The sequence below is a fragment of the Actinosynnema mirum DSM 43827 genome, assembly GCF_000023245.1.
GTDB classification, from domain to species: Bacteria; Actinomycetota; Actinomycetes; order Mycobacteriales; family Pseudonocardiaceae; genus Actinosynnema; species Actinosynnema mirum.
Genome location: NC_013093.1, coordinates 3,089,914 through 3,103,923 on the forward strand (window position 1 = coordinate 3,089,914; position 14,010 = coordinate 3,103,923).

Here is a 14,010-nt window from a genome sequence, read left to right on the forward strand (position 1 = left end):
GCGCAAGAAGATGTCCGCCCAGGTCGTACTGCGTTGCGAGCGCGTTTCACCAGGACGAAATCTTGCCTGAAAGAGACGCTAATTAGCACGAACGCAGTAGTAGTTACCCGTCGGTAAATGCCCAAGCCGGACAACGTGACGGTTTTTCATATCACTTTCCTCTGGTGTATATACGAACGTATTGTACAGTCGTATAGCTCGATCTGGTTGCAATGAGTGGCGATTCGATTGCGCAGCGTTGCCTCGGTCGCACGTGCGGACTGCTGATCTTGGGGGACCACCATGAGCCTCGTTGAGAGCGAGCACCTGCTGGATCGAGCCCTCGCGCTGTTAGCCGAGAGCGCTCGCGGCCGGGGGCAGGTCGTGCACATCAGCGGCCCCGGCGCCAGCGGCAAGACCACCCTGCTCCGGGCGTTCGCCGACCGCGCCCCCGACGACCCGCTGCTGCTGAGCGCCACCTGCTCGCGCGCCGAGCGCACCCTGCGCGGCGGCGTGCTCGCCCAGCTCGCCGCGGGCCTGCCCGACGGCCAGTCCGAGCGCTCCCTGCGGCTCGACCTCGACCAGCCCGACGGCCCGTCCGCGCAGGACTCCCCGCAGGCGATCCGCGAGGCGTGCGAACAACTCCTGGAGATCGCCCGCCGCCGCCCCGTCGCCATCACCGTGGACGACGTCGAGCACGCCGACCTGCTCAGCCTCCAGGCGCTGCTGTACCTGCTGCGCCGGATCGACACCGCGCGAATGATCGTCGTGCTCACCGAGTCCGACCACTCGCGCCGCGTCAACGCCCTGTTCCGCGCCGAGCTCACCCGCATGTCCCGCTTCACCGGGATGCGCCTGTCCCCGCTGTCCCCGCGCGGCGTCGCCCAGGTCATCACCAGGGAGCTGGACCCGGCCACCGCCGCCACCGCCTCCGCCCTCACCGTGCACGCCGTCAGCGGCGGGAACCCGCTGCTGGTCAAGGCGCTGCTCCAGGACCACCGCGCGGCCTCCCTCGGCGGGGCCGAGCACACCGCCGACGACGCCGTCGTCATCGGCGAGGCGTTCCGCAGGGCCGTCCTGGCCTGCCTGCACCGCTGGGACCCCGAGCTGCTGGAGGTCGTGCGCGCCGTCGCCGTCCTCGGCGAGAACGCCACCCCCGAGCTGCTCTGCCGCTTCCCCGAGCTCACCACCGCCGCCACCGAGGCCGTCACCTCCCTCAACAGCTCGGGCCTGCTCGACGACGGCCGCTTCCGGCACCCCGCCGTGCGCGCCGCCGTCCTCGGCGACATCGGCGCCGACGAGCTGACCGAGCTGCACCAGCGCGCCGCCGAGCTGCTCTACGTGGAGGGCCTGCCCAGCGGCGACATCGCCACCCACCTGGTCGCCGCGGGCGCGGCCACCGCCCCCTGGTCGGTGTCCGTGCTCCGCGACGCCGCCGACAGCGCCCTGGTCGAGCAGCGGCTCGACCACGCCGCCGACTGCCTCAAGCTGGCCCGCGCCGCCTGCCCCGCCGACGACGAGCCGGGCCAGGCCGCCCTGCTCGCCGCGCTCGCCGCCGTCCAGTGGCGAACAACGCCGTCCGTGGTCGCCAGGCACCTGCCCGCGCTCGCCGAGGCCGCCGAGCGCGGCCACCTCGACCCGCGCGACACCGGCGCCCTGCTGCGCTACCAGCTCTGGCACGGCCGCCGCGCCGAGGCCGGGACCACCCTGCGCCGCATGGAGGAGGCCGCCGCCAGGCCCGGCAGCCCCGTCCTGGCCGAGCACCGCGTGCTGCGCGACTGGGTCCGCTGGCAGCACCCGACCGTGGCCGCCGCCGCCCGCCCCGCCACCGGGGACCGCCGCTCCGCGCTCGCCCGCGACCACCAGGAGGACCTCCTGGCCGCCGCCGAGTGGGTCCTGCGCAACCGGTGGATGCCCGACAGCGCCCCGGAACTGGTCGTGCACGCCCTCATGACGCTCGCCGCGTGCGGGGCCCTCGCCCGCGCGAAGCACTGGCACGACGCGCTGCGCGAGGAGCTGGGCACCGGCCAGAACACCACCTGGAAGGCCACCCTCGCCGACGCCCGCGCCCACATCGCCCTGCTGGAGGGCGACCTGGCGGGCGCCGAGCGCCAGGCCCGCCTCGCCCTGGCCACCCTGTCCCCGCGCAACTGGGGCCAGGCCATCGCCTCCCCGCTCGCCGCGCTCGTGCTCGCCACCTCCACGGCGGGCAAGCACGACGAGGCCGAGTCCCAGCTCAAGCGCAGCGTCCCGGTGACCGTGCGCGACACCTGGCACTGGGCGGTGTACCTGCGCGCCAGGGGCCACGCCCACCTGGCCGCCGGTCGCCCGCACGCCGCGCTCGCCGACTTCGAGGAGTGCGGCGAGCTGGCCGTGCACTGGGACCTGGACCTGCCCGCGCTGCTGCCGTGGCGCTCGGACGTCGTCCTCGCCCAGTTCGCCCTGGGCCGGGGAGACCGCGCCGCCGAGCTGGTCCTCGCCCAGCTCGACCGCCCCACCGCCGACCTGCCGAGGGTGCGCGGCGCCTCGCTGCGCGCCCTGTCCCGCTCGGCGGAGCTCAAGCAGAGACTGCCCATGCTGCGCGAGTCCGTAGCCCTGCTGCAGGGCTGCGGCGACCAGGTGGAGCTCTCCCTCGCCCTGGCCGCCCTGGGCTCGACCCACCACGCCCTGGGCGAGTTCGGCGCCGCCGAGGTCGTCGCCAAGCGCGCCGTCCGCACCGCGGAGGCCTGCGGCGCGGGCGCCCTGTGCCGCGCAGCCCTGCCCGCAGGACTGGTCCTGGACGGCACGCCCACCACCCCCGAGACCGAGACCACCGCCGAGACCGCTCCCGCGGCCGAACCCGACGACCTCGCCACCCTCAGCACCGCCGAGCGCAGGGTCGCCGCGCTGGCGGCCATGGGCCACACCAACCGCGAGATCGGCCGCAAGCTCTACATCACCATCAGCACCGTCGAGCAGCACCTGACCAGGGTCTACCGCAAGCTGAAGGTCCGCCGCCGCGCCGACCTGCCCACCGGCCTGCCGCTGGAAGCGCTCTCCGCCTGGGGCGCCGAGACGGCGGTGGGCGCGGCCAGACCAGGCGCGTCACACCGCGCGTGAAGTGGTCCGCCCTCACGACCACCCGAACCACAGGCTCACCCGACGGTGTCATCCCTCGATTTCACCCGAAGGGGTGGGCCTAGACCCACCCTCCTAGACCCACCCAACCGGGCCGCTAAGTCCATGGCACGCAAACGATCTCGCCAATAGCGTTGTCCACAACACCACAACGGGATCGAAGAGAAACGAGCGCTGGGAGAGTGACCATGTTCGGCAACAGGCGCAGGGAACCACAGGGCGGCGGGAGCGCCAGGGCGGCCGTGCGCCTGGACTCCGTCCGCAAGACCTACGGCAAGGGCGAGAACGCCGTCGAGGCGCTGCGGGGGGTCGACATCTCGTTCGGCTACGGCAGCTTCACCGCCGTCATGGGCCCGTCCGGCTCGGGCAAGAGCACCCTGCTGCAGTGCGCGGCCGGTCTCGACGTCCCGACCACCGGCGCGGTGATCCTGGACGGCGTCGACCTCACCGGCAAGAACGAGGTGGCCCTGACCGAGCTGCGCCGCGAGCGCGTCGGGTTCATCTTCCAGAGCTTCAACCTCCTGCCCGCGCTCACCGTGGAGCAGAACATCACGCTCCCGCTCAAGCTCGCCGGCCGCCGCATCGACCACGGCCGCGTCGCCGACGTGATCCGCCGGGTCGGTCTCGACCAGCGCCGCGGCCACCTGCCGAGCGAGCTGTCCGGCGGTCAGCAGCAGCGCGTCGCGATCGCCCGCGCCCTGGTGGCCGAGCCGCCCGTCGTGTTCGCGGACGAGCCCACCGGCGCCCTCGACACCCGCACCGCGCTGGAGGTCCTGGACCTGCTGCGCGAGTCCGTCATGGTCACCGGCCAGACCATCATCATGGTCACCCACGACCCGGTCGCCGCCTCGCACGCCGACAACGTCGTGTTCCTCATCGACGGCCAGGTCATCAGCGACATCCACAACCCCACCCCCGAGGCCGTCGCCGACCGGATGACGCACCTCACCGCGCTCGTCGAGCAGCCCCGCCGCTCCTTCGACCTCAGCTCCAGCGCGAACCAGCGCGGCCCCAGGGGTGAGTACTGATGTGGGGTCTTGCCCTGCGCACCCTGCGCTTCCGCAAGAGCGCGTTCGTCGCGACCTTCATCGCGGTCATGCTCGGCTCCGGCCTGGTCATCGCCAGCGCGGGCCTGATGGAGACCGCCATCCGCATCGCCGTCCCGGCGGAGCGCACCGCCGCCGCGCCCGTCGTGGTCAGCGGCAGGCAGGCCTACCTCGTGCCGAACGAGGACCCGAACGACCTCAAGAACATGAAGACCGTCGCGCTGGCCGAGCGCCAGTGGCTGCCCGAGGACCTGGCCGGTGAGCTGGAGTCCGTCAACGGCGTCGAGCGCGTCGTCGGCGAGACCAACATCGCCGCCACCGTCGTCCGCGACGGCAAGCCCGTCCAGGTCGGCGCGCAGTCCCTCGGCCACGACTGGGCTTCCGCCGAGCTGGGCCCGTACCGCATCACCGACGGCGCCGAGCCCACCGGCAACCGAGACGTCGTCCTGGACAGCGCCACCGCCCAGCTCGCCGGCGTCAAAGTCGGCGACGAGGTCGACGTCCTCACCAAGGGCAAGCCGAGCGCCTTCACCGTCTCCGGCCTCACCTCGCCCGCCCGCAACGACCCCCAGTCCCTGCTCTTCTTCTCCTCCGAGGCCATCCCCTCCCTCGGCCTGCGCGGCGGCGACATCAGCGCCTACGGCCTGTTCCTCAAGCCCGGCGCCGACGTCGACACCGTCCTGGAGACCGTGGAGGACAAGCTCGCGGGCCAGCCGTACATCGTCCTGGCCGACGGCGACCGAGGCGTGGCGGAGCACCCGGAAGCCGTAGGCGGCCGGGCCCAGTTGATCCCCCTCGCCGGCGTCTTCGGCGGCATGGCGGTCTTCATCGCCATGTTCGTGGTCAGCGGAACCCTCAGCCTCTCCATCCAGCAGCGCCAGCGCGAGGTGGCGACCCTGCGCGCCATCGGCGCCACCCCCAAGCAGGTCCGCCGCATGATCGTCGGCGAGGCGTTCTTCATCTCCGTCATCGCCGCCCTCCTCGGCTGCCTCCCCGGCTGGCTGATCGGCCCCCTGCTCTTCTCCCTGGTCTCCGACGCAGGCGTCATCTCCCCGGTGGTCGAGCACCACCAGGGCTTCCTCGCCTACCTGATCGGCCCACTCGTCGCCCTGCTCACCGCCCTGGTGGCGGCCCGCATCACCAGCTCCCGCGCCTCCAAGGTCAACCCGGCCGAGGCCCTCGCGGAAGCGGCCGTGCAGCGCAAGTGGGTCACCTTCCCCAGGGTGTTCTTCGCGGTGATCTTCTTCGCGATGGGCATCGCCCTCTTCATCGTCACCGGCACCGTCATGACGGGCCCGGTCGCCTCCGCCACCGCAGGCCCCGCGGTCATGGCCTGGGCCCTCGCCCTCGCCCTGATCAGCCCCGGCCTCACCAAGGTCCTCGGCAAGCTCCTGTCCATCCCGGTCAGGGCCTTCAGCGGCATCGAGGGCTACCTGGCGAACAACAACATGAAGCTCCGCTCGATCCGCATGGCCGCCGCGGTCACCCCCGTGATGCTCGCGGTGGGCATCGCCCTGGCGAACTTCTACACCTCCACCACCCAGGAGGCCGCGGCGGTCAAGTGGTTCGCGGAAGACCTCCGCGCCGACGCGGTCGTCTCCTCCACCACCGGCGGCTTCGACCCGAGCGTCGTGGAGCAGGTCCGCCAGGTCGAGGGCGTGGAAGCAGCCTCCCACTACACCACCAGCGCCGGTTGGATCGACAAGCCCTACGACGGCTCCCACGTCGAGAGCCCCTGGCCCATCCAGGGCGTGGACGCCCAGAACGCGTCCCTGATCACCGGGATCACCCCGGTGGAAGGCGACCTCGCCAAGCTCACCGGCGACACCGCGGTCCTCCCCGTGGAGCAGGCGGCGGACATGAACGTGGGCATCGGCGACAAGGTCACCCTCCGCATGGGCGACCGCACCCCCGCCGAGGTCACCATCGTCGCCCTCTACGAGGCGAAGAGCGGCTACGAGAGCATCGTCGTCCCGGCAACCCTGGCCGCGAAGCACAGCACCACGGGCATGGTCCGCCAGATCCTGGTGGCGGGCAAGGAAGGCACCGGCACCGACGCCCTGGCAACCGCTGTGGCCGAGAAGGTCGCGAACATCCCAGGCGCCGTAGTGGGCGACCGCGACACCATCATCACCCCGGCAGAGGGCAGCAAGACCCAAACCTGGGTCAACTACCTCCTCGTGGGCCTGGTGAGCGGCTACGCCCTGATCTCCGTGGCGAACACCCTCGTCACCGCGACGGCGTCCCGCAAGCGCGAACTGGGCGTCCAGCGCCTGATCGGCTCAACCCCACGCCAGGTCATGTGGATGCTGGGCATCGAGGCCTCGGTGATCGCCACCATCGGCATCATCCTCGGCTCGGTCGCCTCCATCGCCACCCTGATGCCGTTCAGCATCGTGGTCCTGGAAAGCCCGTTCCCCTCAGGCTCGGTCTTCATCTTCCTGGGCGTGGCAGTGGGCGCCTTCGCCCTAACCCTGGGCGCAACCCTGCTCCCCGCAAGGAAACTCCTCCGCATCCCCCCGGCGGAAGCAGCGAAGGCCGCCGACTAGAAGACCACTCTCCACACCCCACGGGACCCGGAGCCTCTCCCCCTGGCTCCGGGTCCCACCCAACCAAGGTCCTCAGGGACCCGCACGGGGAACCACAAGGGATCGCCCAGGCCAAGAGCCCAGGGCGATCCCTTGTGCGCTGAGCACTCCAAGCCAACCGCACTCGCGGGCTGCGGGGCGAGCGCAGCGAGCCCGCAGCTCAGCCACCCGCGTCCCTCTTCTCCGTTTGGCCTGGCGAAGCCCGAGCGCAGGTGTCAAGACGCCGCCGCACCGCCCGGAAGACCGGGGTGCCCAACGGCGTCTTGACGCCTGTGCTTGCCTGAAAGGAGGCCACACGGAGAAGAGGGACCCCGCCCACCGCAGGGGTAAACCGCACCACCACCCCAACGGCCACCGGCCGGCAGAGCCCGTGTCCCCTCTTTTTTGGAGGTCTGCCCCGCCGGCGAGGCGTGCTTGTAGCTCTTGATCTTCAGCTCTTCGCCCTTGATCTTCAGCTCTTGCCCTTCAGCTCTTCGCCCTTGATCCAGACCCCACCCACCCCCTACCGTCGGGGCTGCTCCCCGGCCGGGTTGGGGTTCTTATCGTTCAAATAAGCCAAAACCGCCCGAACCCGCCGATTGTGATCATCGGACTGGTTCAACCCCAACTTCGTGAAAATACTGGTCGTGTGCTTGGCGACAGCCCCCTGGCTGATCACCAACTGCTGCCCGACGGCCGCGTTCGAAAACCCCTCGGCCATCAACGCCAGCACTTCCCGCTCCCGCTGCGTCAACATCGCCATGGGCCCACGCCGAGCGTTCCCGGCCAACAACCGCGAGATCACCTGCGGATCCATCGACGTCCCACCCGCCGCAACCCGCCGAACCGCGTCCACGAACTGGTCGCTGTTGAACACCCGGTCCTTCAACAGGTACCCGATCCCCCCAGCCCCGTCCGCCAACAACTCCCGCGCGTACAAGCTCTCAACGTGCTGCGACAGCACCAGAACCGGAAGCCCTGGAACCTGCCTCCGAGCCTCCAGCGCGGCCTGGATCCCCTCATCGGTGAACGTGGGCGGCAACCGAACGTCCACCACGGCCACATCGGGCCGCTCCTTCACCAGCACCGCCAACAACTCCGGCCCGTTGTCCACCGCGGCCACCACCTCGAACCCGTGGGACTCCAGCAGTTGGACCAGACCTTGCCTCAGTAGATAGAGGTCCTCGGCGAGGACGACGCGCACGGCAGCTCCAAGATCGCGACAGTTGGTCCCCCGACCGGACTCCGAACATCAAGGCTACCGTCGAACGACGCGCACCGACGCGCGATCCCCCGCAGCCCAGTCCCCCCGTTCACACTCGCCCCACCACGCCCGTCGTCGCTCACCGAGATGATCAGCTTCTCCTCGGTCAACCGGGCCACGATCCCCACGTGCCGGGCGTTCGAGTGCTTCGCCGCGTTCGTCAGCAGCTCCGACACCGCGAAGTACGCCGCCGACTCCAACGGCGCGTACAACCGCCTCGGCAAGTCCACCGCCAGCTCCACGTCCAACGGGCTCTCCAACGCCAGAGCCTCGATCGCCGCCCCCAACCCCCGCTCCGCGAGCAGCGGCGGGTGGATGCCCCGAACCAGGTTCCGCAACTCCTCCAACGCCTTCACCGACGCCTCGCGCGCCTCCAGCAGCAACGTCCGCACCGCGTCCACATCGGACTCCAGGTACCGGTCCGCCGCCCCCAGCTTCATCCCGATCGCCACCAGCCGCGCCTGCGCCCCGTCGTGCAGATCCCGCTCGATCCGCCGCAGCTCCGCAGCCTGCACGTCGATGATCTCGGTCCGCGTGTCCGACAACTCCTGCACCCGATCCGCCAGCAGCGCGCGCCGCGTCGGCGACAGCAGCGCGTTGGTCAGCAGCGCGTGCCCCCGCACCACCCAGTGCGACCCGAACAGCCACGTCGCCAACGACACGACCCCGATGCCCAGGGACAGCACCATCCCCGGCACGCCCCCGAACGGCATGAAGATCCCCAGGAACCACTCCCCGGCGTCCCCGAAGAACGCCCAGGCCGATCCCGTCACCACCGTGCACTGCACCGCGTACGCGAGCGTCGTCACCGGGAACAACCCGGCCAGGAACCCCAGGAACGTGTTCCCGACCGCCCACCCCAAGTCCCGCCACGTGGCCGGGTCCCGCAGCAACCAGTACGTCCGGTGCACCACGTCCAGCACACCCTCGGGCGGCTCGGGCCGAGGCAGGTAGGGCCGCACGATCTCCACCCCGGCCGCACTGGCCAGCCGCCTGCTCTGGTTGGCCGTCCACCGCAGCGCGGTCACCGCCACCGGCACCAGCAGCACACCCACGCCCAGCACCAGGAACGCGACCGACAGCACCGTCAGGATCACCACCACCAGCGACGCGAACGCGCTGGCCACGAGCAGCAGCCCCTGCGCCGTGGCGCGCAACGCCAGGCGCGGGTGCTCACTCCAGGGGCTGTCCATCCGAACCAGCGCTCCGCCGTCCGCCGAGGGGGTCAACACGCCAAGCGTAGCGACCCGAGCACCGTCCGGAGTCCCCCCGAAGGGGCCCTGTCCACTTCAGGGGTCACCCCTAAACGTCACGCCCCTCACTAGGGGTGCACCCACCTCAACCCAGGGGTTCGCCCCCTCGCCCCCAACCGGAATCATCCCCACCAGGACACCCAGGGGGGCGCCTTGCCACGCAAAACTCTCACCCTGACCACCACCACCGCAGCAGCTGCCACCCTGCTCCTGCTCCTGCTCTCAGCCAGCATCCTCCTCGCCACCTCCACGACCCGCGACCCGATGGACCCCCGCGAAACCGCGGTGGTCTCCCTGGGCGACAGCGCCATGGCAGGCGAGGGCGCGGGCGACTACACCCACGACACCAACGGCGCGAACGGCAACTGGTGCCACCGCTCCCCGCACGCCCTGGTCCACCACACCGCCCTGGCCACCCACTCGTTCAACCTGGCCTGCTCGGGCGCGGACTCGACCAACGTCTCCCTGGCCGACACCACCCACAACACCGAGGGCTCCCAGGCCCGCAGACTCACCGCCCTGGCCAAGCGGTACCGCGTGACCACGGTCCTGGTCCAGGTAGGCGCCAACGACGCCCCCCAGTTCGCCGAAACCGTGGTCTCCTGCGTCCTGGCCTGGCTCAACCCCTTCGGCAAGGGCTGCCGCGAAGACCTCCGCAAATCCTGGCCATCCCGCCTCAACGCGATGACCCCCAAAGTCGAAACCGCCCTGCGCGACATCCGAACCGCCATGACCGAGGCCGGCTACACCGAGGCCGACTACACCCTGATCCTGCTCTCCTACGCCTCCCCGGTGACCGAGAAGATCGACCGCTTCCGCAGCGTCGCCCAGGGCTGCCCCCTGAAACCAGAAGACGCCGCCTACGGCAGGCTGGAAGCCGTCCCCCAACTCTCAGACGCCCTACGCGGCGCGGCAGAACGCACCAACACCCGCTTCCTGGACCTCTCAAGAGCAGCCGAGGGCCACGAGGCGTGCAGCCAGGGCGACGACCCGACCAACGAGTGGCAACGCAGACTGACCATCACCCCGGAAGCCCTCCGCGACCTGGCCCAAGCCCCGGAAGACGCAGTCCTGCGCGCAGCCCAGCAGTCCTTCCACCCCACCGCGCAGGGCTACGCCCACATGGCGACCTGCACCGCGGAATTCGCCACCACCACCCGCAAAACCGCCCTGTGCGTCCCCGAGAACAACACCCTCCGCCTCGCAGACGGCTGACCCGTCCCGGCCCGTCACCACGAACCACCACCTGCCCGAACGGCCCCGCCCACCCAGGGTGAAGCGCCCCCGCCCGACGTTGACACGCGCCCCCACCCGCCCCGACGCTCGTGAACCCGGCTGGGCGGCGACGGGGTCGTCCGGCGCGTGCCCCGCGGAGATGCCGATGACCCACCGCCCCGCGTTCCGCAGGACCGCCCTCGCCGCGCTCGTCGCCCTCGCCCTCGCTCTCCTCACCACCCCCTCCGCCGCCACCACCCCCTCCGCCCAGACCTACGCCGGCTACCTCTTCGCCTACTTCCTCGGCGAGGGCACCCCCACCGGCGAGCGCGTCTACCTCGCCACCAGCCGCGGAAACGACCCCCTCCGCTACGACACCCTCAACAACGGCGCCCCCGTCCTCACCTCCACCACCGGCACCACCGGCGCCCGCGACCCGTTCCTCATGCGCAAGCGCGACGGCGGTTTCCTCCTCATCACCACCGACGCCAAGATGCACAACGGCCCCTCCTGGGACCACGCCCAGCGCCACGGCAGCCGCAACATCGTCATCTGGGAGTCGCCCGACCTGGTCACCTGGTCGGCTCCCCGCCTCGCCGAGGTCGGGGACGACACGGTCGGCAACGTCTGGGCCCCCGAGGTCTTCTACGACCCCGCCACCCGGCGCCACGTCGTCTTCTGGGCCTCGAACCTCTACCCCCGCACCGACCCCCAGCACACCGGCCCCAGCTACAACCGCGTCCTCTACTCCACCACCACCGACTTCCGGACCTTCAGCCCCCAGCGCGTCTGGATCGACCCCGGCCACGCCGTCATCGACACCACCGTCGTCACCGACCGGGGCCAGTTCTTCCGGTTCACCAAGGATGAGCGCGAGCAGTCCCAGGCGCCGTGCGGGAAGTTCGTGTTCCAGGAGCGTGGCCGCTCGTTCTTCGGCCCCTACGGCAAGGTCGCCGACTGCCTCGGCCGGGGCGACATCGCGATGGGGGAGGGGGCGACCCTGTTCCAGGACAACAACTCCGGGCGCTGGCACATGTTCGTCGACGAGTTCCTCGGGCGCGGCTACGTCCCGTTCGAGACCGACGACCTCGCCTCCGGCCGCTGGACGCCCTCCGCCGCCGCCGAGCTGCCCACCGGCAGCAGGCACGGCTCGGTGCTCCCGGTCACCGCCGACGAGCTGAGCCGCGTCCGCGCCGCCCACCCCAACGGATGATCACTCGATCCGGGGGACTTCCTGGTCACCCCGCCCGGCATGGCCCATAGTCCATGCTGACCCCGTTGACCGGCAGGGAGAGCCCAACACCCCATGCGCGCCAGCACCGGCCGCTCGCGCCGCACCCCGCCGATCGCCGCCCTCGCAGCCCTCGTCCTCACCGCCTGCACCTGCGCCGCGCTCGCCGCGACCCCGACGCCCGCCCCCGCCTCCGCGTTCCCGCTCGCGGCCCCCACCGCCGAGCTCTCCGGCACCGTCTACAGCGACCGCTACGACCCGCACGACCCCGCCCAGACCACCAACGGCGTCCGCGACCCCGACGAACCGGGCCTGGGCGGCGTCCCCGTCACGCTCGTCGCCACCGCCACCGCCACCGCCACCGCCACCGCCACCGCCACCGCCACCGCCACCGACCCGGCCACCCGCGTCACCACCACCAGCGACCCCACCGGCGCGTTCCGCTTCACCGGCCTCCCCGCCGGGACCTACCGCCTGGAAGCCGACCCCACCCGCTACCGCCCCGCCCGCGCCGCCGCCGGTGACGCGGGCGGCGACGCCTCCACCCCCGGCGCCGTCGACGGCATCGTCCTCGTGGACGGCGCCCGCGCCACCGGGTACGCGTTCGGCCAGGTCGGGGGAGTGGTCGACGGGGCCGTCTACCGGGACGACAACAACAACGGCCAGCGCGAGTACCCCGCCGAACCCGGCGTCGCCTCGGCCTCCCTGGTCCTCTCGGGCGCCGCGCACGCCGTGACCACCACCAACCCGGACGGGTACTTCCTGTTCCGCGACCTGCCCTCCGGCGCGTACGCGGTCACCGAGCGGCAGCCCTCCGACTACGCCGACGGCGTCGACACGCCGGGCACCGGCGGCGGGGTGGCGCTTCCGCCGGACACCCTCGCCGGGATCGTGCTCGGGGCCGGGGCCACCAGCCGCTACAACGGGTTCGGCGAGCGCGGCGACGCCGTGGGCGGGGTGGTGTTCCACGACGACGACGCGGACGGCGTCCCCGACCAGGACGAGGCGCGCGCCCCCGGTGTCGGGGTGCTGCTCAGCGGCGTCGACGGCAGTGAGCGCCGGGCGGTCACCGACCCGAGCGGGGGTTACCTGTTCGTGGGCGTCCCGGCCGGTGACTACACGCTGGTCGAGGAGCAGCCCGAGGGCTACGGCTCCAGCACTCCCAACCAGGTGAACCTGACGGTGACCGCCGGGCGCGGCGCGACCCGCGACTTCGGCGACCTGCTCGGTTCGGCCGCAGGCGTGGTCTGGGTCGACGCCGACCGGGACGGCGTGCGCGACCCCGACGAGCCGGGCCTGCCGGGCGTGCGCGTCGAACTCGTCGGGACCGGCGACACGACCACCCGCGGCACCACGACCGGCGGCACCACGACCGGCGGCACCACGACCGGCGGCACGACCACCGGCCCCGACGGCGGCTACCTGTTCGACGGCCTGGAGGTGGGCGAGCACGACCTCGTCGTCACCCCACCGGCCGGGATGCTGCTCGTCTCCGGCGCGTTCGACCTGGTCAGCGGCTCGACGCGGGTCCCGGTGCTCGACACCGGCGCCGCGTCCGGCGCGCGGGTGACCGGTCTCGACGCCGGACTGGCCGACGCCGCCCCCGCGCCGGGCGGCCCGGTGCTCGCCCCCAGCAGCTCCGCCGCGTCCACGATGGTGGTGCCGATGCCCACCGCCCCGGACGCCCAGGCGGGCGGCCTGCTCCCCGACCTCGACGCGCTGGCCTGGACCGGCCTCAGGTGGGGCGCCCTGCTGCCGGTCGCCGTCGCGCTGCTCGGACTCGGTCTGGTCGGCTACGGCGTCAGCGGCCTGCGACGCGGTCGCGGACGCGCCTGAACCCCCCGCCTACCGCACCACCGCCAGCGCGAACCCGTCCCACCCCTTCACTCCCACGGTCTGCGACGCCGTCGCCGCCACCACCCGCTCGTCCCGCCCCAGCGCCTCGATCAGCGCCCGGCTCCCCTGGACCCGAGCGTCCGCGCTGCCCGCGTCCACCACCGCCCCGTCGCGCACCACGTCGTCCGCCACGATCACCGTCCCCGGCCGCGACAGCCGCAGCGCCGCCTCCAGGCACACCGGGTCGTCGGGCTTGTCCGCGTCGGTGAACACCACGTCGAACGGCTCCACCCCCACCTCCCGCGCGCTCTCCGCCGCCGGACCCGGCAGCAGCTCCACCCGGTCGGCCACCCCGGCCGCCACGAAGTTCGCCCGCGCCACCTCGGCGCACCGCTCGTCCACCTCCAGCGTGGTCACCGACCCGCCCGCGCCGACCGCCCGCGCGAACCAGACCGTGCTGTACCCGTCGACGTCCCGCCACCCCTGCTCCGACCCGTACACC

9 protein-coding genes are annotated in these 14,010 nt (G+C 72.1%); 6 read left to right on the forward strand and 3 right to left on the reverse strand.

The features are described from left to right. Positions 1-282: 282 nt before the first annotated feature. The 3 genes from AMIR_RS13485 to AMIR_RS13495 all read left to right on the forward strand — a co-directional run bounded on the left by AMIR_RS13485 (position 283) and on the right by AMIR_RS13495 (position 6,691). On the forward strand, positions 283-3,078 hold the full coding sequence (locus AMIR_RS13485; protein ID WP_015801520.1) for a helix-turn-helix transcriptional regulator: 2,796 nt from the start codon (positions 283-285) through the stop codon (positions 3,076-3,078). A 206-nt stretch (positions 3,079-3,284) separates the two neighbouring features. Further along, complete coding sequence (locus AMIR_RS13490; protein ID WP_015801521.1) at positions 3,285-4,124, forward strand: ABC transporter ATP-binding protein; 840 nt, start codon at positions 3,285-3,287, stop codon at positions 4,122-4,124. After that, positions 4,124-6,691 (forward strand): FtsX-like permease family protein, encoded by a 2,568-nt coding sequence (locus tag AMIR_RS13495; RefSeq protein WP_015801522.1) that lies wholly within the window; start codon positions 4,124-4,126, stop codon positions 6,689-6,691. The genes AMIR_RS13490 and AMIR_RS13495 overlap by 1 nt, the downstream gene beginning before the upstream one ends. Before the next feature lie 541 nt (positions 6,692-7,232). Here the strand turns inward: AMIR_RS13495 and AMIR_RS13500 are convergent. Together AMIR_RS13500 and AMIR_RS13505 are read right to left on the reverse strand one after the other, a co-directional pair. Next, entirely contained in the window at positions 7,233-7,913 is a 681-nt protein-coding gene (locus AMIR_RS13500; protein ID WP_015801523.1) for a response regulator transcription factor, read from the reverse strand. Next, positions 7,877-9,166 (reverse strand): sensor histidine kinase, encoded by a 1,290-nt coding sequence (locus tag AMIR_RS13505; RefSeq protein WP_015801524.1) that lies wholly within the window; start codon positions 9,164-9,166, stop codon positions 7,877-7,879. The genes AMIR_RS13500 and AMIR_RS13505 overlap by 37 nt, the downstream gene beginning before the upstream one ends. 213 nt (positions 9,167-9,379) lie before the next feature. On the opposite strand from AMIR_RS13505, the gene AMIR_RS13510 reads away from it, so the two are divergent. The 3 genes from AMIR_RS13510 (at position 9,380) to AMIR_RS13520 (ending at position 13,508) form a co-directional block, all read left to right on the forward strand. After that, positions 9,380-10,441 (forward strand): GDSL-type esterase/lipase family protein, encoded by a 1,062-nt coding sequence (locus AMIR_RS13510; protein WP_015801525.1) that lies wholly within the window; start codon positions 9,380-9,382, stop codon positions 10,439-10,441. A 166-nt stretch (positions 10,442-10,607) separates the two neighbouring features. Continuing rightward, complete coding sequence (locus tag AMIR_RS13515) at positions 10,608-11,654, forward strand: glycoside hydrolase family 43 protein (protein WP_015801526.1); 1,047 nt, start codon at positions 10,608-10,610, stop codon at positions 11,652-11,654. Between the two features lie 93 nt (positions 11,655-11,747). Beyond that, positions 11,748-13,508 carry an SdrD B-like domain-containing protein gene (locus AMIR_RS13520; protein ID WP_015801527.1) on the forward strand — a complete coding sequence of 587 codons (1,761 nt, stop codon included), beginning with the start codon at positions 11,748-11,750 and terminating at the stop codon, positions 13,506-13,508. Positions 13,509-13,517: 9 nt separating this feature from the next. On the opposite strand, the gene AMIR_RS13525 is transcribed toward AMIR_RS13520, so the two are convergent. Continuing rightward, on the reverse strand, positions 13,518-14,009 hold the full coding sequence (locus AMIR_RS13525) for an O-methyltransferase (protein ID WP_015801528.1): 492 nt from the start codon (positions 14,007-14,009) through the stop codon (positions 13,518-13,520). Between the last annotated feature and the right edge of the window lies 1 nt (position 14,010).